17 protein-coding genes are annotated in these 16,646 nt (G+C 48.1%); all 17 read left to right on the top strand.

The annotated features are described in order from the left end of the window. Positions 1-10 precede the first annotated feature (10 nt). The 17 genes from I4V84_RS09520 to I4V84_RS09440 all read left to right on the top strand — a co-directional run bounded on the left by I4V84_RS09520 (position 11) and on the right by I4V84_RS09440 (position 16,639). The gene (locus I4V84_RS09520) at positions 11-1,792 is read left to right on the top strand and encodes an ABC transporter ATP-binding protein (protein ID WP_195991782.1); all 1,782 of its coding nucleotides are present in this window, start codon (positions 11-13) and stop codon (positions 1,790-1,792) included. Between the two features lie 11 nt (positions 1,793-1,803). Continuing rightward, positions 1,804-2,184: a metal-dependent transcriptional regulator gene (locus tag I4V84_RS09515; RefSeq protein ID WP_195991780.1), complete on the top strand. Its 381-nt coding sequence runs from the start codon at positions 1,804-1,806 to the stop codon at positions 2,182-2,184. 753 nt (positions 2,185-2,937) lie between these two features. After that, positions 2,938-3,522 (top strand): MptD family putative ECF transporter S component, encoded by a 585-nt coding sequence (locus I4V84_RS09510; RefSeq protein WP_187566336.1) that lies wholly within the window; start codon positions 2,938-2,940, stop codon positions 3,520-3,522. Next, positions 3,519-4,133, top strand: coding sequence for an energy-coupling factor transporter transmembrane component T (locus I4V84_RS09505; RefSeq protein WP_195991778.1), 615 nt, complete (start codon positions 3,519-3,521; stop codon positions 4,131-4,133). Before I4V84_RS09510 ends, I4V84_RS09505 begins: the two co-directional genes overlap by 4 nt. A 101-nt stretch (positions 4,134-4,234) precedes the next feature. Continuing rightward, on the top strand, positions 4,235-4,729 hold the full coding sequence (locus I4V84_RS09500; protein WP_226854527.1) for a class I SAM-dependent methyltransferase: 495 nt from the start codon (positions 4,235-4,237) through the stop codon (positions 4,727-4,729). A 48-nt stretch (positions 4,730-4,777) separates the two neighbouring features. After that, positions 4,778-5,713: an AraC family transcriptional regulator gene (locus I4V84_RS09495; RefSeq protein ID WP_195991776.1), complete on the top strand. Its 936-nt coding sequence runs from the start codon at positions 4,778-4,780 to the stop codon at positions 5,711-5,713. Positions 5,714-5,877: 164 nt separating this feature from the next. Then, complete coding sequence (locus I4V84_RS09490; RefSeq protein ID WP_021926387.1) at positions 5,878-6,456, top strand: MptD family putative ECF transporter S component; 579 nt, start codon at positions 5,878-5,880, stop codon at positions 6,454-6,456. Continuing rightward, the gene (locus tag I4V84_RS09485) at positions 6,453-7,157 is read left to right on the top strand and encodes an energy-coupling factor transporter transmembrane component T (RefSeq protein ID WP_195991774.1); all 705 of its coding nucleotides are present in this window, start codon (positions 6,453-6,455) and stop codon (positions 7,155-7,157) included. The genes I4V84_RS09490 and I4V84_RS09485 overlap by 4 nt, the downstream gene beginning before the upstream one ends. Before the next feature lie 17 nt (positions 7,158-7,174). Beyond that, complete coding sequence (locus I4V84_RS09480) at positions 7,175-10,450, top strand: energy-coupling factor transporter ATPase (RefSeq protein WP_195991772.1); 3,276 nt, start codon at positions 7,175-7,177, stop codon at positions 10,448-10,450. Next, positions 10,444-12,162 (top strand): ABC transporter ATP-binding protein, encoded by a 1,719-nt coding sequence (locus tag I4V84_RS09475; protein WP_195991771.1) that lies wholly within the window; start codon positions 10,444-10,446, stop codon positions 12,160-12,162. The genes I4V84_RS09480 and I4V84_RS09475 overlap by 7 nt, the downstream gene beginning before the upstream one ends. A gap of 33 nt (positions 12,163-12,195) precedes the next feature. Then, on the top strand, positions 12,196-12,384 hold the full coding sequence (locus tag I4V84_RS09470; RefSeq protein WP_243284062.1) for an iron dependent repressor, metal binding and dimerization domain protein: 189 nt from the start codon (positions 12,196-12,198) through the stop codon (positions 12,382-12,384). Positions 12,385-12,711: 327 nt separating this feature from the next. Continuing rightward, positions 12,712-13,116: a hypothetical protein gene (locus tag I4V84_RS09465; RefSeq protein WP_021926392.1), complete on the top strand. Its 405-nt coding sequence runs from the start codon at positions 12,712-12,714 to the stop codon at positions 13,114-13,116. Then, the gene (locus I4V84_RS09460; protein WP_226837927.1) at positions 13,113-13,541 is read left to right on the top strand and encodes a group II intron maturase-specific domain-containing protein; all 429 of its coding nucleotides are present in this window, start codon (positions 13,113-13,115) and stop codon (positions 13,539-13,541) included. Before I4V84_RS09465 ends, I4V84_RS09460 begins: the two co-directional genes overlap by 4 nt. Before the next feature lie 266 nt (positions 13,542-13,807). After that, positions 13,808-14,386, top strand: coding sequence for a TetR/AcrR family transcriptional regulator (locus I4V84_RS09455; protein ID WP_187566326.1), 579 nt, complete (start codon positions 13,808-13,810; stop codon positions 14,384-14,386). Between the two features lie 101 nt (positions 14,387-14,487). Next, complete coding sequence (locus I4V84_RS09450; RefSeq protein WP_243284061.1) at positions 14,488-15,111, top strand: class I SAM-dependent methyltransferase; 624 nt, start codon at positions 14,488-14,490, stop codon at positions 15,109-15,111. Between the two features lie 4 nt (positions 15,112-15,115). After that, positions 15,116-15,721 (top strand): class I SAM-dependent methyltransferase, encoded by a 606-nt coding sequence (locus I4V84_RS09445; protein WP_195991769.1) that lies wholly within the window; start codon positions 15,116-15,118, stop codon positions 15,719-15,721. Between the two features lie 12 nt (positions 15,722-15,733). Then, positions 15,734-16,639 carry an alpha/beta hydrolase gene (locus I4V84_RS09440; protein WP_187566323.1) on the top strand — a complete coding sequence of 302 codons (906 nt, stop codon included), beginning with the start codon at positions 15,734-15,736 and terminating at the stop codon, positions 16,637-16,639. Positions 16,640-16,646 lie beyond the last annotated feature (7 nt).

Genomic DNA, 16,646 nt, shown 5'->3' with positions numbered 1-16,646 from the left:
GTGTTGTCAAATGTATGGAACATTGAAAAAAATTATTGCGTTTGCTGGCAGCAAAGAGGGACTGCTGAAAAAATCCCTGCTGTTTGCGTTCCTCTCCGGCCTGTTTGCAGCTTTACAGTTTGCCGCCCTCTTTATCGTGGTGGAGGCGCTGGTATCCGATAACCGGGACAGACGGTTTATCTGGATTTCTTTGGGCATCATGGCTGTTTCCCTGGTTGGAAGGATCATCACGACCTATTTCTCCACGATGGAGCAGACGGAAACCGGCTACTGTATGGTAGCGGAAAAGCGTATCCATATCGGAGACCGGCTACGTTACATTCCGATGGGATATTTTAACAAGAACAGTATCGGGAACATTACCGCTATCGTTACCACCACGTTAGGGGATGTGGAAAATTCGGCGGCGCGTGTGCTGGTATCTGTGTTGGGCGGATTTTTCAATTCGGTGGCGCTTGTCATCGTCCTGCTGGTTTTTGACTGGAGGATCGGTCTGATTGCCGCTATTGGCGTCCTGCTTTATCTTGTAGCGGCGGAGCTTGCGCTCCGTAAATCTGCGTGCTTAAGCGGAGTACGGCAGCATACACAGGAAAGCCTTGTGGAATCCGTCCTGGAGTATATCCAGGGGATGGGGATCGTGAAAGCCTTCGGTATGGAGAAGGACAGCACACAGTCCATTGACAGCGCAATCAAGGCAAGCTGCCGGGACAATCTGAAATTGACAAAAGCCAGTGTCCCCTATGATGCCCTGAAACAGGTTGTTGTCCGGGTGTTCAGTGTTTTGCTGCCCCTGGCCTCCATTTACTTCTGGCTGAACGCTTCCCTGTCATTGGCCTATGGCGTGATTTTGGTGGTCGCTTCCTTTATGGTGTTCAATGATCTGGAAAACGCCGGAAACATGGCCTCCCTGCTGCAAATGCTGGCGGCTTCTATGGATACGGCAAACTCTATTGACGATACGCCGGTCATGAATGAAAAGGGGGCGGATGTGGTTCCGGCATCCTCGGAAATCGTATTTGATAACGTGGACTTTTCCTACAAGGTGAATGGCTGCGGAGCAGACAGAGAAGGTGGTCTGGGCCACGCAGACCGAAAAATTCTGGATCATGTCAGCTTTACGATCCCTGCCGGAACGACCACTGCCATTGTCGGCCCGTCCGGTTCTGGCAAGACGACTATGTGCAACTTAATTGCCCGGTTTTGGGATGTAGACGCCGGGAGGATTACGGTTGGCGGCAAAGATGTGCGGGATTTCAAGCTGGACAGCCTGATGAAGAATATCAGCATGGTATTCCAGAACGTGTATCTGTTTGCCGATTCTATTGAGAACAACATCAAATTCGGCTGTCCGGACGCCACGCACGAACAGGTCATAGAGGCGGCGAAAAAGGCTTGCTGCCATGAATTTATTTCCGCCCTGCCCGATGGGTATGATACGTTGATCGGGGAGGGCGGCGGAACCCTGTCCGGCGGTGAGAAGCAGCGCATTTCTATTGCCCGTGCCATACTGAAAAACGCCCCGATTATCATTCTGGATGAAGCCACAAGCAGCGTTGACCCGGAAAATGAAGAAGAATTGCAGCGGGCGATTGCGGAATTGACGCACGACAAGACCATTATTATGATCGCCCACCGCCTGAAAACCGTCCGGGGCGCGGATCAGATATTGGTATTGGATGATTCCCATATCGTCCAGAGCGGCACTCATGCAGAGCTGATCCAGCAGAAGGGCCTGTATGCGGATTTCGTATCCGCAAGACAGGAGGCTATCGGCTGGAAACTGGCACAGTAAGGGAGGCAGAAATGAAGATTTATGCGTCGGGCGAGGACTATTTAGAAGCAGTCCTTGTATTGCAAAAGAAAAAAGTCATGGTTCGTTCCGTTGATCTTGCCCGGCACATGGGATTCAGTAAACCGAGTATCAGCCATGCAGTAGGCGTGTTAAAGAATGGCGGTTTTCTGACCGTGGATGAAGATGGATATTTCCATCTGACCGAAGACGGGCGGGAGGTTGCTGAGAAAATTTATGAACGCCATCAGTTCTTTACGGAGCAGCTTGTAGCTGTCGGGGTTGATCGGGAAACCGCAGAAAGGGATGCCTGTCGGATAGAACATGCAATCAGCGAAGAGGCTTTTCAGAAATTGAAAGCTTCGGTTGAAAAACAGAGCAATGATACAGCATAACTTGAATGAATTATTTAGCACAGAAATTTGCATCTAATTAACAGATATTATCTATATATTGTGCTTGAAATGTTGACGCAAACAAAATCTGGTGCTATGATAAATGTGTAAACAGTTTCATTCAGGAAATATTCTGAATAAGAAATTTCAAATCCCGGAGTGGTCCGGGATTTGAAAACAGATTGTGCAAAACGCACCGAAGAAGTCCGTTCGGGCTTCTGTAATATTGGTTCAGGCGCCAGCCTGAAAAGACAGAAATGACATCAAAAGCAAAGAATTGTTTTTTGGTGTCTTTTTTTATGTTCAGGCTGGCGGAAGGAGAAAAAAGACAAGAAGAGCCTTTGATCGGATAGATTATAAAACGAGCAGGAAAGCGGGAAACAAAATGAAAACTAAAAAACAAAGAAACTGATGTGGAGCGTAGAAAGGAAATGTTTGCGGCATAATAAAAAAATATCCGATGTCTAGATAATAGAAAAATGTTTTGATTTAATGGAGTATTATTGTGGCAAGTAAGAAGAGATTAATTGAAGGTGAATATTATGAAGTTTAGGGTATGGAATGACAACATTATTTAAGAACAGATATTGGGGAATGTCGAGCTTAGATAAAACCCAAAACCATTTGGAGCGATTTTGAACCGTTCAGAGTGGCGCTGATGTTCTGATTCTTGTATAGTATAGATGTGCAGAATCGTTCTGCACAAATTTTTACAGAATGGGTTAGATTGTGCTAACCTTTGGAGGAATACCTATGGAAAAGAATAAGTTACAGGCAAAAGACCTAATCAATGTTGGTATCTTCACAGCCATCTACTTTGTTTTGTTCTTTGCAGGTATGATGTTGGGATATATACCAATTTTCATTCCCCTGCTTGGGCTGGTTTGCCCGATTATTTGCGGCATCCCTTTTATGCTGTATCTTACAAAGGTAAAAAAGTTTGGCATGGTAACACTGTCTGGCATTATCCTTGGATTGCTGAATATGCTGATCGGCAGCGGCGTCTTGGTTTTAATTTTCGGTATTGTTTTCGGTGTTGCGGCTGACCTTATTATGAAATCTGGCAAATATAAAAGCTGGAAATTCACCCTGTTGGGTAACGGTGTATTTTCCCTGTGGATTATGGGTTTTGTGAGCCGGATGTTTCTGACCCGTACCGAGTTCTTTGATTCTCTTGTCAGCAGTTATGGGCAGGAGTATGTCGATACGCTGATGTCTTATACGCCTGGTTGGATGTTCCCAGTTCTGTTTGTTGTTACATTCCTCGGCGGCATCCTGGGTGCATTACTTGGTAAGGCCGTATTGAAGAAACATTTTGAAAAAGCAGGCATTGTATGATGGCAGAAACCACAGGATTACCTTTTGAAAAAAAGGCAATCATCCCAATAGACCCACGCACTAAAATTTTTCTTACTGTTACCGTCAGTACCATTATGGTGGCAGGAGGAACAGGCGGAATTATGACTGTTATACGGCCCTGCCTGATGGCGTTCCCTATGTGCTTGCTGCTCTTATCGAAACGATGGAAAAGCGTTCTGAAATTCTCCGCGATGTATGCTGTCTTATTTGCGTTAGAGCTGACGGTATTGCCATTGTTAACTGGAACATGGAATTTTGTCTTGGGTGCAGCTATTGGCATTTACACACATATGTTACCAGGGTTCATCATGGGATACTATTTGATTGAATCCACAACAGTCAGTGAATTTGTAGCAGCTATGGAAAGGGTACATATCCCGCAAGGGTTTGGGATTATACCAACAAGCATTTTTCATTTTCGGGCAATGGACCTGAAAATCCGAAAAATCGCAAGCGGGTACTCGCTTGCTATCGAAACCCTACCTTCTATTTCTCCCTCTACTAATACTACAATTAGAAGGTGGAAAAATGGCTGTATCCGCAAAGAAAAACAGAAAAAGGCCACGGCTGAACCTCCATTCATGGTGTGATCCATCATGGCCCTAGCTACACAAGGAATACAAATTGACTTTTCCAGGTTGGTGTTGTAAACTATGATTAGTTTTAGCTAACCATAAGGGGGCACTCATACATGACAGATATGGAAAAAGTAAAGATTCATGGTGTCCCGGAAACCATGCTGCAGACTCTGTTTGCCCGGGCGGCCCATTCTCAGAAGAAGGAACATAAATTTTATGATGCGAAGGCTATAGAGATCGTGAAGCAGCTGGACTATGACTTTTCCAAGGCGGAGAAGGATGCTGCCATGAGCAGCGGTGTGATTGCCCGCACCATTCTGTTGGATCAGATGGTGGGTGCCTTTTTAGAGGAATATCCGGATGCAACTGTTGTTAATATCGCCTGTGGCCTGGATACACGGGTCTACCGGCTGGATAATGGACAGGCTCGCTTTACCTGGGGCCTGAAAAGCGGTAAGGAACTGGAGAGCATAGTGTCGGGGCTTACATGGATCGAGGATGTGAGTTTGGTCGAAGGGATGAAGGAACTGTATCCTGTCTATAAGTTGCTGGGATGGATACAGCCTGTTAAAAACCTTTCTAACAAGCTGGTAATACTGAGAAAATAGGATAGATATAAACTGCCATTCAGCTTTGTCATAGGAGATGCGTCAGCCATGGAGAAATTGAATTATTTAAGACAGGACAAAAAAATACCGGGGAAGGAATCCTTTGTGACCTATGTGGATTTTCAGGTAAAGGATGGCACCGCCGATATGTGGCTGTATGACATTTTTCCGGGAGTACAGCTCATGGTTGTAGATTTTTCTTCTGAGAGCTGTTTCCGAAGCGGTGAAAAGCAGAATGTAATCGGGATCAATCATTGCCGGAAGGGGCGGTTTGAATGTGCGTTTGACAGCCGGAATTATCTCTATTTGGGAGAAGGCGATATTACCCTGAACAGCCAGATGCACCCGCCAATCGCGTCTTCCTTCCCCTTGAACTACTTTTATGGGTCCACTATTATTTTGTTTCCGGAGGTCATGAAGGATGTACCGGAGCTTCAGGCCTTTCAAATCAGTGCGGAGGCAATCACAGAGAAATATTCTCTTGAATCAAGATCCCCGGTATTTCGCCGCAATGCGGAAATAGAGCATGTATATCAGGAACTGTATACACATCTGGATCGTCCGTCTCTGCCCTTTTTGCGACTGAAGATTTTGGAGCTCCTTTATCATTTCCAATTCAGACAAACTCTTTTTGAGGAGAACCAGGACTATATTTCGGGAGTGACTGTGGAGCGGATCAAGCATGTCAGGGAGCATCTGGTACAGGATATGGAACACCGGACCAATCTGAAGGAACTGGCATTGGAGCACAATTTAAGTCTGACACAGTTAAAAGATGGATTCAGGCAAATTTATGGCGAATCACCTTACGCATATTTGCGTAGTTACAAAATGCATCGGGCGGCACAGCTTTTGCGCCAGTCAGATAAAAAAATCAGCGAAATTGCGCTGGAAATGGGTTATCAGAATCCAAGCAAATTTTCAGAGGCATTCCATGCGGTGATAGGCTGCAGACCAAGTGCCTATCGAAAGGAAAAAAAGTAGAAGAAAATCATAGTGACACCTTCCGGATGGAGGTGTCATTTTTTGGCTTTTTGGAGCATTTTGCAGAAGGCATGGCTTTTCGGAGTGGCAAAAGGATCTTTCACATGGTAATATGTTTAAGTTAGCATAGACTAACTCAAAATACAGAAAGGAAAGAAATACATATGAAAACAAAACTTACAACAAAGGATTTAATTACCGCAGGCGCCTTTGGCGCAATTTATTTAGTGCTGCTCACGGTGTTGTCTTCAGTCCTGACCATTGTTCCAATCCTCTTTCTGGCAACGCCGTTGATTGCCGGCATCATACTGGGAACTGTGTATATGCTGTATGCCACCAAGGTGCCGCGCACCGGTGCGATCCTGGTGCTGGCGATCTTGGTGGGGCTGATTACGTCCATGGCAACCATTTATCCGCTGATTTTTGCAGTTGTATGGGGATTAATCGCTGAACTCATTACCGCAAAAAGACGCAAATCTGCAGGTGCTCTGGCAGTCAGCTACTGTGTGTTCAACCTGACTTCTATGGGTCCCTTCTTTGCCCTTATTCTGGCAAAGGACGCCTTCTTAGAAAGTTGTGCAGGGTACTATGGAGAAGAATATATCGCAACGCTGGATAAGCTGACGCCCAGCTGGATTGTTCTTGTGCTGATTGCTTTGGCTTTGGTGGGCGGATTACTTGGCGGTCTGTTTGGAAGAAAGATCCTGAAAAAACATTTTGTGAAAGCCGGTATTACAGCGTGAACCGCGAAAAGATTTCCAGTGGTCTTTTGGATCCGAGAAGTAAGCTGGCGGTATTTATTGCCGCCTGCCTTTCGGCATTTTCCGGGCTGACACATCCGCAGGAATTTGTCCTTCTTGCCCTGTGTGTGGGGATAACGCTTCTGTGCCAGAAATGGAAGAGGGCTTTTTATACCGGTCTTATCTTTGCAGTTATGTTTTTATGCGATCTGTTTCTAGCACCGCGATTGTCAGGGATACTGCAGAATATCATCATGCTGGCATGTCATTTCTGCCGGTTTATTTTACCGATGTTTGCAGCCTTTTATATTGTGACACAGACTTCTAGGATTGGGGAATATATCAGTGCATTTACTCAGATGCATCTGCCAAACGAGGTCATCATTCCTCTGGCGGTGATGCTCCGTTTTGTCCCGACTATCCAGGAAGAATGGCAGATGGTGAATCAGGCGCTCCGGTTAAGAGGGATGGCGCTGACATGGAAAAATGTTCTTCGTCGTCCGCTGCAGATGATGGAATATATGCTGGTTCCCTTTTTGCTGCAGTGCTCGGTTATCGTGGATGAGATGTCAGCTGCTGTTATGGCGCGGGGGTTTGACAAAAATATGCCGCGAACCAGTTATGCGGAGGTTCAGATGAAGGCTCTGGATTGGTGTATAATAGCTGTCTCTGCCGGACTGCTGTTCTGGAATCTTTGTTTCTGAGGAAGGGAGGAGATGTTTTGATCAAACTGAATCATGTTTCCTTTTCTTATCAGAATGGGGAAGCAAATGAAATGCAGGTGCTGTCTGATGTAAGCTTTCAGGCATCACGCGGAGAATGTGTGGTACTTTGTGGGAAAAGCGGATGTGGGAAGACGACCATGCTTCGCCTGGTAAACGGTCTTATCCCTCATTTTTATGCCGGGAAACTGGAGGGGAATGTCCTTGTAGGCGGACAGGAAATGCAGCAGACACCGTTGTCCCAAACGTCCCGGATTGTGGGAAGTGTCTTCCAGAATCCCCGTACCCAGTTTTTCCATCTGGATACGACCGGAGAGATGGCTTTTAATCTGGAAAATCAGAATGTCCCCCGCCCGCAGATGAAGAAGCGTCTGGAGGAGGTGTCCTATCGTCTGAACCTGCAGGAGCTGATGGACCGGAATATTTTTGAACTGTCAGGCGGCGAGAAACAGCAGATCGCCTGTGGCTCCGTTTATGCGGCTTTACCGTCGGTCATCGTTATGGATGAGCCTTCTTCTAATCTGGATATGGAGAGCATCCGAAAACTGCAGAAGTTGATCCGCATGATGAAAGATGAAGGAAGAACTGTGCTGATTTCAGAGCATCGGCTGTGGTATCTGGAGGGAATCGCTGACCGTTATGTGCTGCTGGAGGATGGCCGGATCAGGCAGGAATTTACGCCGGAAGCAGCGGCAGATCTTTCGCTGGAGAAGCGCAAAGCGTTGGGACTCAGGGCAGTAAAGCAGGAGCAGCTTTATGAACTGAGGCCCGATATGGGGCTGATAAAACAAAAGAGTACCGGGCTGGAAATAGATGGGCTTCAGTTTAGCCGCCAGATGCGCCAGGTACTGAATGTGCCGCATTTAGAAATACCGTCAGGGGCAATCGTAGCGGTGATCGGAGAAAACGGTGCCGGGAAATCCACTTTCAGTCTTTGCTTGGCAGGTCTTTTGAAGCATACGGGTACAGTACGGATCGACGGCAAGAAGATCGCACATAAAAAGCTGCCGGAGCAGGTCTACCTGGTCATGCAGGAGGCAGGACATCAACTGTTCAGCGATACGGTATTGGGTGAATTGACCTTGAATAATCCGGCACTGTCAGAAGAAAAGGGCAAAGAGGTTTTGACAACGCTGGGCTTAAATGGTATGGAGAACCGTCACCCTGGCTCCCTCTCCGGAGGTCAGCAACAAAGGCTTTCTCTGGGAACAGCTCTTTGCATGAAGCGAAAACTGATGCTTTATGATGAGCCGACCAGCGGTCAGGATGGAGAAAATCTGCTGCGGACAGCGGAGCTGATCCGTGCAGCCAATAAACAGGCAGCCAGTACCCTGATCGTGACACATGATCCGGAGCTGATCTTGCGCTGTGCGACCCATATTCTGCATATCCACGCAGGAGAAGTAAAGAAATTTATACCGCTTGATGAGAGAGGAGTGATTTATATGAAGAAGGTATTTGGAGAGGATGCGCAGACAAAGAAGCCGCAGAAAACCGGTATTCCGCGCCTGCTAGAGTTTACAGGACGGCATCGTCCCCTACTGGGCGCTGCGCAGTTGTTGTCCGGCATCAGCGCCTTGTTCCTTCTGGGACCGTTTGTGTGTGTTTATTTTGCGGCCCGTGCGCTTTTAACCGGACTGACCGGAGGAGGTTTTGTTATCTCGTCCCTGGTGCAGTGGGGTGTGTGGGCATTGGCGCTGGAACTGGCCGGGCTGATCATTAATTTTGCGGCACTTATGTGCTCCCATACCGCAGCTTTTCATACAGAAAAGAATTTAAAAATGGCAGCGCTCCGTCATTTGTCCAGGATGCCAATGGGGTATTTTGAGGAAAATCCCAGCGGTAAGCTAAGAAAAATCATTGATGAAAACAGCGCCCAAATGGAGACTTACCTTGCCCATCAGCTGCCGGATCTGGTGAGCGCTCAGGTCACGACGGTTGCCAGCCTTGTGCTGATGCTGGCTATGGACTGGCGCATTGGCCTTCCGCTGATCGTTCTGATGCTTGCAAGCTTTGCCTGCCAGATGACAATGATGGGCGAAAAAACCATGAATTTCATGAAGCGCTATCAGGACGCTCAGGAGGAAATGAACCACGAGGCGGTGGAGTATGTCCGGGGAATCTCCGTGATCAAGGTATTTGGACAGTCGGTACATTCGATACGGCGCTTCAAGGAAGCGATCAATGCTTATCGGGATGACGCACTGGCCTTTACTATGGCCTGCAAGCCCGGATATGTGGGCTTCAATACTGTGGTCAATGCCGCTTTTCTTGTGCTGATCCCTGCCGCACTCATCGGCATGACTTCGGCGGGAGATTTGACTGCCTTTATAGAGAATTTCCTGTTTTATCTGATTTTTGCACCTGCATGCGCATCTGTTCTCAACAAGATCATGTACATGAGCAACTATAAGATGCAGGCTATGGAATCTATGCGGCGGATTGACACAATTCTGCTTGCCAGAGAGCAGTCAGAGGCACAGGAGCCGCAAATGGCACAGGGCAGCGACATTTGCTTTGAGCATGTGACCTTTACCTATCCCACAGGCGAACAGCCTGCGGTTTCAGATGTCAGTTTTACAGCAAAAGCCGGAACCGTTACGGCACTGGTGGGACATTCCGGCTCCGGCAAGACCACCATCGGGACCCTGGTCCCCCGCTTTTATGATGTGCAGGAGGGGCGCATTACGCTGGGCGGCGTGGAACTTTCTGAGATTTCCCGACAGGAAGTCATGGGAAAGATTGCTTTTGTCTTCCAGAATCCCAAATTACTGAAAACAACACTGGAGGAAAATATCCGCGGCGGCTGCAAAAATGCCAGCCGGGAAGATATCCTGCGGGCAGCCCGTCTGGCACAGTGTGATGATATTCTGGCAAAGCTGCCGGAGGGCATTGACAGCATCGTGGGTGGGAAAGGCGTCTATCTTTCCGGAGGAGAAGTACAGCGGGTGGCTATTGCCAGAGCAATTCTGAAGGACGCACCGGTCATCATTCTGGATGAAGTCACGGCATTTGCCGACCCGGAAAATGAGGTACAGATTCAGGCAGCCCTGAAGGAACTGACAAAGGGAAAAACAGTCATTATGATTGCGCACCGGCTGTCCACCATTCAGGATGCGGATCAGATCCTGGTAATGAAAGCAGGGCGTCTGGTAGAACAGGGAACGCATCAGGAACTGCTTGGTAAGAATGGCGAGTATGCCCATATGTGGGCAGATTACAATCAGGCAATCGCCTGGAAGATTGACCGGAAAGAGGAGGTGAAACCATGCTGAAGAAATTATTCGCATTAAGCGATCAGGGGGAACGGGAATTAAAGTACGGGATTGTGGCAACTACGATAGGACATTTGTGCATCATGGCTCCCATTTCCCTCTTGATGCTAGTGACCATGGGACTTCTGAACAGGCTCTGCGGGGAGACTGGACTGACAATGCAGCCAGGAGTGATAGTTCTGATGGCGGCGGTTCTCTTACTTTTGATTTTCATAACCCAATGGGTTCAGTATAACCTGACTTATAAAGTGGCTTATGAAGAAAGCGCTAACCGGAGAATTACCCTGGCGGAAAAGCTGCGGCGGCTCCCACTGGCATTTTTCGGTCAGCGTGATCTGTCTGATCTGACAACAACCATGATGGGTGACTGCTCTAAACTGGAAAGAATTTTTTCCAATGCGGTTCCCAGTCTCTTTGGAACAGTCATTATGTTTGTGATTGTGTCCGTGGGGCTTTTGATCATGGATTGGCGCATGGGGCTGTGCATTGTTCTGCCGGTACCGGTAGCTACGCTTATTTTGATAGCGGCCAGAAAGGCCCAGACAAAAGCGGAAAGCCGCAATTATGACGCTCACCGTGCCGCTTATGATGGGGTGCAGGAATATCTGGATACCATACAGGAGCTTCGCTCCGCCGGTCTGGAACAGGAATACCTGGATGGAGTTGAGAAAAAACTGGATTATGTGGTAAAGTGTGCGTTTCGTAATGAGCTGGCTCCAGGTACTGCTGTGACGTTGGCGCAGCTGACAGTACGCTTTGGGCTGGTGGCAGTTCTGCTGGTTGGAGGTCTGTTGGTAGCTCAAAATATGCTGTCCGTCAATATGTTTATTCTTTATCTGTTGGTAGCAGGCCGTGTTTATGAACCCTTTGGTTCCTGCTTTATGCTGATGGCGGAACTGTTTTCTGCATTTGTCAGCATTGAGCGGACGAAGAAGATGGAAGCGACAGTGGAGCAGACTGGTCAGCCTGTTTGTAAGAACAATGGGTACGACATTGAGTTTAAGGATGTTTCTTTTTCGTACAATGATGAGCTTGTACTCAATGGGATTTCCTTTGTAGCGAAACAGGAGCAGATCACTGCGCTTGTAGGCCCTTCCGGCAGCGGAAAGTCTACTGTTTCCCGTCTGGCAGCCCGGTTCTGGGATGCAGATACCGGTCAGGTACTGCTGGGTGGCGTGGACGTGACGACTGTGGAGCCGGAAACGCTGTTTAAGAATTATGCCATCGTCTTTCAGGATGTGACCCTTTTTGACGATTCCGTTATGGAGAACATCCGCCTTGGTCGGGCGGGGGCGACAGATGAGGAAGTGCTGGCGGCAGCCAGGGCAGCTCAGTGCGAGGAGTTTGTTTCCCGTCTGCCTGGCGGCTATTACAGCAATATCGGTGAGAATGGCTGCGCCCTTTCAGGAGGCGAGCGGCAGCGTATCTCTATCGCCCGGGCGATCCTGAAGGATGCGCCGGTAGTTATTTTGGACGAAGCCACAGCTTCCATGGATGCGGAGAATGAGAACTTGGTTCAGCAGGCACTGTCCGTGTTGCTGCAGGGGAAAACTGTACTGGTTATTGCGCACCGTATGCGGACGATTGCAAACGTCGATAAGGTTGTTGTCCTGGAACAGGGCCGCGTCGCAGAGACGGGAACGCCGGAGGAACTTCTGAATCAAAAGGGATTGTTCTATCGTTTGGCTGAAGCACAGACGGTACATCGATAGAGCTTCGGGAATCAGAAAACAATGCAGACAGGTATGACAAAGGGAGTCAATGAAAATGAATCAGATGAGTGTACTCGTAACAATATCTTTTGCGATTTATTGACGAGCCTCGGTGTGGGTGAAAAAACCGCTATGGATGATGCCTGCCGTATGGAACATGCTGTTAGTAAAAAGAGTTTTTTGGCCCTTATGATGCTTGCTGAAAATCTCTCCAATGTTTGAACAGAACAGTTACAGACAGCTAATAAAAGAGTAAAAGATGGCCGCCTATGAGGAAATTATCCTTTTTAGCATCCTCCCCAAGAAGGAGGTCTACATAATCGAATACTCTTGCCCGATAAAGGGGCGTGGATAGTCAAAGCACTGTCCACGCCCCTTTTTGATTCGACAGCTTTCTTCAGCATTTGCTACGACATTTTGGCAAGTGTTGAATGAACTTGAACAGGACAACAATCAAGCAATCTATTACTTCAGATATCCTGTATATACAAAGAGAAGAAAAATAAGTGCTATAATATTAACTGTGTTGAAAATGTAGGAAAAAGGTGTGTGCAAGATGAAAAATGTGCTTTTTATATTGCGGCTACAGAGAAATTATCTGAATCAGAAAAGCATGAAATTGAAATGGATATAAAGAATGCAGAGATTTATCTTAGAAATAGTGAAAATGAAAAGCACAGAAAAATCACAACGACACAACCAGAATACTTTGATGGGATAAGAAGCATTCCTATAAATCAAATTGAAGTTCCACCATGTTTTAAAAAGAATAGGCCAGCAGAAAAGAAAATTGATTCTATGATTGAATATTATAAAGAACGTGGACATTTTGATAAGCCTGTCACGGTTGTATTTCGGAATGATAAGTATGTATTAAAAGACAAATTTTTACGATACTATAGAATGGTTCAGAATGGAAAGTCAGACCGACCAATGAAAAGAAAAAGAAACTGAAAAAGAAGCTGAGCGAATATCTGAAAAGAGGAAAAGCAGTAGCGAGACCACTTGCAGTTACAATTAAAAGGGTAAACGAGATTGTACGAGGGTGGATAAATTATTTCAGAATTGGAAAGATGAAACAGTTTGTGAAAGAACTCGGGGAATGGCTGAGACATAAAATCAGAGTAATTGTCATGAAGCAATGGAAGAGACCCAAAACCATTTATCGGAATCTAAGCTATCTGAACTGGAAACATAAGAACAGATTTAGCAATAAAGAAATATTTAAAGCTTCAAATTCGAGACTGGGTTGGTACAAAAGAAGCGGAATGAACGTGGTGAATTTCATTATCAGCAAGGATTTACTTGAAAACAGGATAAAAGATGGAGCTGGTCTGCTCAATCCCTTATCCTATTACTTAGTTAAAGTTGGAATATAAATTGTAGAGCCGTATACGAGACCCGTACGTACGGTTCAATGGGAGGGGCGAAAATATTTATTTTCCCTCTACCCTATTTACGATATAGTTTCTTTTACCGCGGCAACAGCGATTACCGGTTACCAGAATTCCAGCGTCTCTTTCTGTAACACTGCACCCCCTTTTGATTAGCGTTTTTTTCTCCGCACCTCTTGCAAACCAGAAAGAAGCGCGGTATAATATGACCAGAAGAACCGAAATGGTCATATTTCAGGGAGGGTGCGACCTTGGCTTTTACCGATTACGAAACTGAGCAGCTCCGCAAGGCGTTGCTGAAGGAAACGAGACATTGTGCTGTCACGCTGGGGATGAAGAAAACCTCCGTAGAGCAGCTGACGAAGGCGGTCGGCATTTCAAAGGGCTCGTTCTATAAATTCTACGAATCCAAGGAAATGCTTTTCTTCGCGGTTTTGGAGAACGTTCACTCCGATCTTTACGGAGTGGCTGACCATGCACTGAGCGAAACAAACGGCTTGCCGCCGTCGGAGCGTGCGGCAAAGGCGGTTCTTGCCGTCTGCCGGCGGCTGTCCGATACCGGCGACATGGTTTTCATTGAAAACGATGCGAAGCTGCTTTTGCAGAGACTGCCGGAGGACATCAAAAATGTCCATTACCACGATGACGAGACGCACATTCGTCTACTTTTGGAGAAATATGACCTTGCGCCGAATCGCGGCATCTCTTTGGCTGCCGCCACGGTACGGGGACTGATCTTGACTGTTTCCCACAAGGAGCAGATTGGAGAACTGTACCCGCAGGTGCTGGAAACGCTGGTGTACGGCGCTTGCAGGGAGTTATTTAAATAAGCGGAAGGCCGCAGAGATGCGGCTTTTCCGAAATACGACGGTTAGTACTCTCTAACTACGCGACTGTGCGTATCGGTTAGGCAAATCTAACATCGAAAGGAATGATAGCGATGCTGGAACACAAGAACTTCTGGGACAAAAATGCCGGTCGGTACGACCGCTTTATGCGAAAGGATCTGGCAGCGTATGAGGAGATGTATGCGCACATCCGGCCGGTGGTGAAAGCAAAAACGGTGTTGGATCTGGCGACCGGCACGGGGCTAATCGCAAAACATATCGTAAACGCGGCGGCACACATCGAGGCGACGGACGCTTCTGCGGAAATGATTGCGGAAGCCAAGCGGGACAATCACTCGGCGAAGCTGCACTTTTCCGTGCAGGATATGTTCCGCCTGCCCTATGCGGATGAATCTTTTGATGTGGTGATCGTGTCAAACGCACTGCACATCGTGCCGCAGCCGGAGAAAGCCCTGCAAGAAATCAAGCGGGTTCTGAAGGATGACGGCGTGTTGATTGCGCCGACCTTCACCCATGCCGGAAACTCTTTTTCCGGCATGGTCAGGGCATTTTTTATGAGGATGGCAGGCTTCCCTCTCCACAGCAAGTGGACGAGCAAGGAATACCTGCGTTTCCTACGGCAAAACGGCTGGGCGGTGCGGAAAAGCGCTGTTCTAAAGGCGTCCTTCCCGCTGACCTATGCGGAATGTGTGAAATCGGAGGTGTGATAAGATGTCATTTTTTGAGAACACCAGAAAGCCTGTGGGGCTTGGCGGGAAAATCATGGTTGCCATGATGAACCTGGGTCACAGTCCTGTGGCCCAGTGGGGACTTCAATTTCTGAATGTTGCGCCGGACGCCAAGGTGCTGGACTGCGGCTGCGGCGGCGGGGCGAACATGAAAAGGCTGCTGAAAAAATACCCACAGGGTATTGTCAAGGGCATTGACTATTCTCCCGTCAGTGTGGAGAAGGCTCGAAGCCTCAACCGAGCCGCAATTCAGGAGGGGCGCTGCGTGGTGTGGCAGGGCAGCGTGGAGCGTATCATTTTCGCAAAGGACTGGTTCGATGCGGTCACAGCCTTTGAAACCGTCTATTTCTGGCCCGATCTGCCGCAGTGCTTCCGGGAGGTTTACCGGGTGCTGAAGCCCGGCGGGAAATTACTCATTTGCAACGAAAGCAACGGCGATACGGACAAGGACAAGAAGTGGACGGAGATCATCGGCGGCATGACCATCTACAAGGACGCCGAGCTGAAGGCGTATCTGGAGCAGGCGGGCTTTCACGATGTGCAGATACACAAAAAGAAAAGCTGGCTGTGCATCACGGCACGGAAATGAGGGGGCTAAATCATGAGTATCTTTGCATCTATCTTACGCAGCGTATACAAGCTCTCCGGCGCGAAAAAGGCGTTCGCCTTGCCGGAGGATGCACTGCGAAAGGAAATTGAAAAGCAGAACCGGCATCGTGGCGTTTTTACGCCCACCGACCGCAAGGTATATTATGAAACGATTGCGGTAAACGGCTTTCCCTGCCTGATCGTGCGAGAGCATCCGAAGCCGTCCGAGCGCGCGATTCTCTATTTCTTTGGCGGCGGCATGGTGATCGGCCCCGATAAGGGCGACCTGCCTGTGATGCGCAAGCTCTGCCGCGAGACCGGCTGTGATGTGTGGTTTCCGTTTTACCCGCTCTGCATGGAACACTGCATTACTGAAACATACGCGATGGTGTACGAATGTTATCGAAAAATGATTACACTGTACGGCGGCGGGAACGTCAGTACCTGCGGCTTTTCCTCCGGCGGTGCGCTGGCACTGGGCATTGCGGCGCACAACAACGCGCAGCCCGAACCGCTGCCGCAGCCGAGGCACATCGTCGCCGTATCCCCCGGCGAAGTGCCGTGGAACGATGGCGAAAAATCGCGGATGAAGGCATTGAACGAAAGAGATGTTTCCATCGACTATGCCTTCATGGTGACGGTGGAGAAGTTCATGCGGCACGGCTGTGAGAATGTGCCGGACTATATGCTCTCTGGCTCTCGGGGAGATTTTACCGGCGTAGGCGATATTCACTTCTTCTATTCTGCCGACGAGGTGCTCTACGGTGCTTTGCCGGACTTTGAGGAAGCCTGCAAACGGGCAAATGTCCCCTATACGGTGTCCGCCCGCCCGAAGATGGTGCATTGCTACTGTATGCTGCCGATCTTCAAGGAGGCAAAGGAGGACTTCGCGAAAATCGTGGACATTTTGAAAAAATGAGATCGGA

The organism is Ruminococcus sp. 1001713B170207_170306_F1 (assembly GCF_015668065.1).
Taxonomy (GTDB): Bacteria; Bacillota; Clostridia; order Lachnospirales; family Lachnospiraceae; genus Blautia_A; species Blautia_A faecis.
Note: the sequence above shows the minus strand (reverse complement) of the source record. Positions and strands in the feature narration are given on the sequence as shown.

Excerpts from the sequence above, each read along its gene's own strand:
- I4V84_RS09520 (WP_195991782.1), top strand. The coding sequence starts at position 11 with ATGTATGGAACATTGAAAAAAATTATTGCGTTTGCTGGCAGCAAAGAG.
- I4V84_RS09515 (WP_195991780.1), top strand. The coding sequence starts at position 1,804 with ATGAAGATTTATGCGTCGGGCGAGGACTATTTAGAAGCAGTCCTTGTA.
- I4V84_RS09510 (WP_187566336.1), top strand. The coding sequence starts at position 2,938 with ATGGAAAAGAATAAGTTACAGGCAAAAGACCTAATCAATGTTGGTATC.
- I4V84_RS09505 (WP_195991778.1), top strand. The coding sequence starts at position 3,519 with ATGATGGCAGAAACCACAGGATTACCTTTTGAAAAAAAGGCAATCATC.
- I4V84_RS09500 (WP_226854527.1), top strand. The coding sequence starts at position 4,235 with ATGACAGATATGGAAAAAGTAAAGATTCATGGTGTCCCGGAAACCATG.
- I4V84_RS09495 (WP_195991776.1), top strand. The coding sequence starts at position 4,778 with ATGGAGAAATTGAATTATTTAAGACAGGACAAAAAAATACCGGGGAAG.
- I4V84_RS09490 (WP_021926387.1), top strand. The coding sequence starts at position 5,878 with ATGAAAACAAAACTTACAACAAAGGATTTAATTACCGCAGGCGCCTTT.
- I4V84_RS09475 (WP_195991771.1), top strand. The coding sequence starts at position 10,444 with ATGCTGAAGAAATTATTCGCATTAAGCGATCAGGGGGAACGGGAATTA.
- I4V84_RS09470 (WP_243284062.1), top strand. The coding sequence starts at position 12,196 with ATGACAAAGGGAGTCAATGAAAATGAATCAGATGAGTGTACTCGTAAC.
- I4V84_RS09450 (WP_243284061.1), top strand. The coding sequence starts at position 14,488 with ATGATAGCGATGCTGGAACACAAGAACTTCTGGGACAAAAATGCCGGT.
- I4V84_RS09445 (WP_195991769.1), top strand. The coding sequence starts at position 15,116 with ATGTCATTTTTTGAGAACACCAGAAAGCCTGTGGGGCTTGGCGGGAAA.
- I4V84_RS09440 (WP_187566323.1), top strand. The coding sequence starts at position 15,734 with ATGAGTATCTTTGCATCTATCTTACGCAGCGTATACAAGCTCTCCGGC.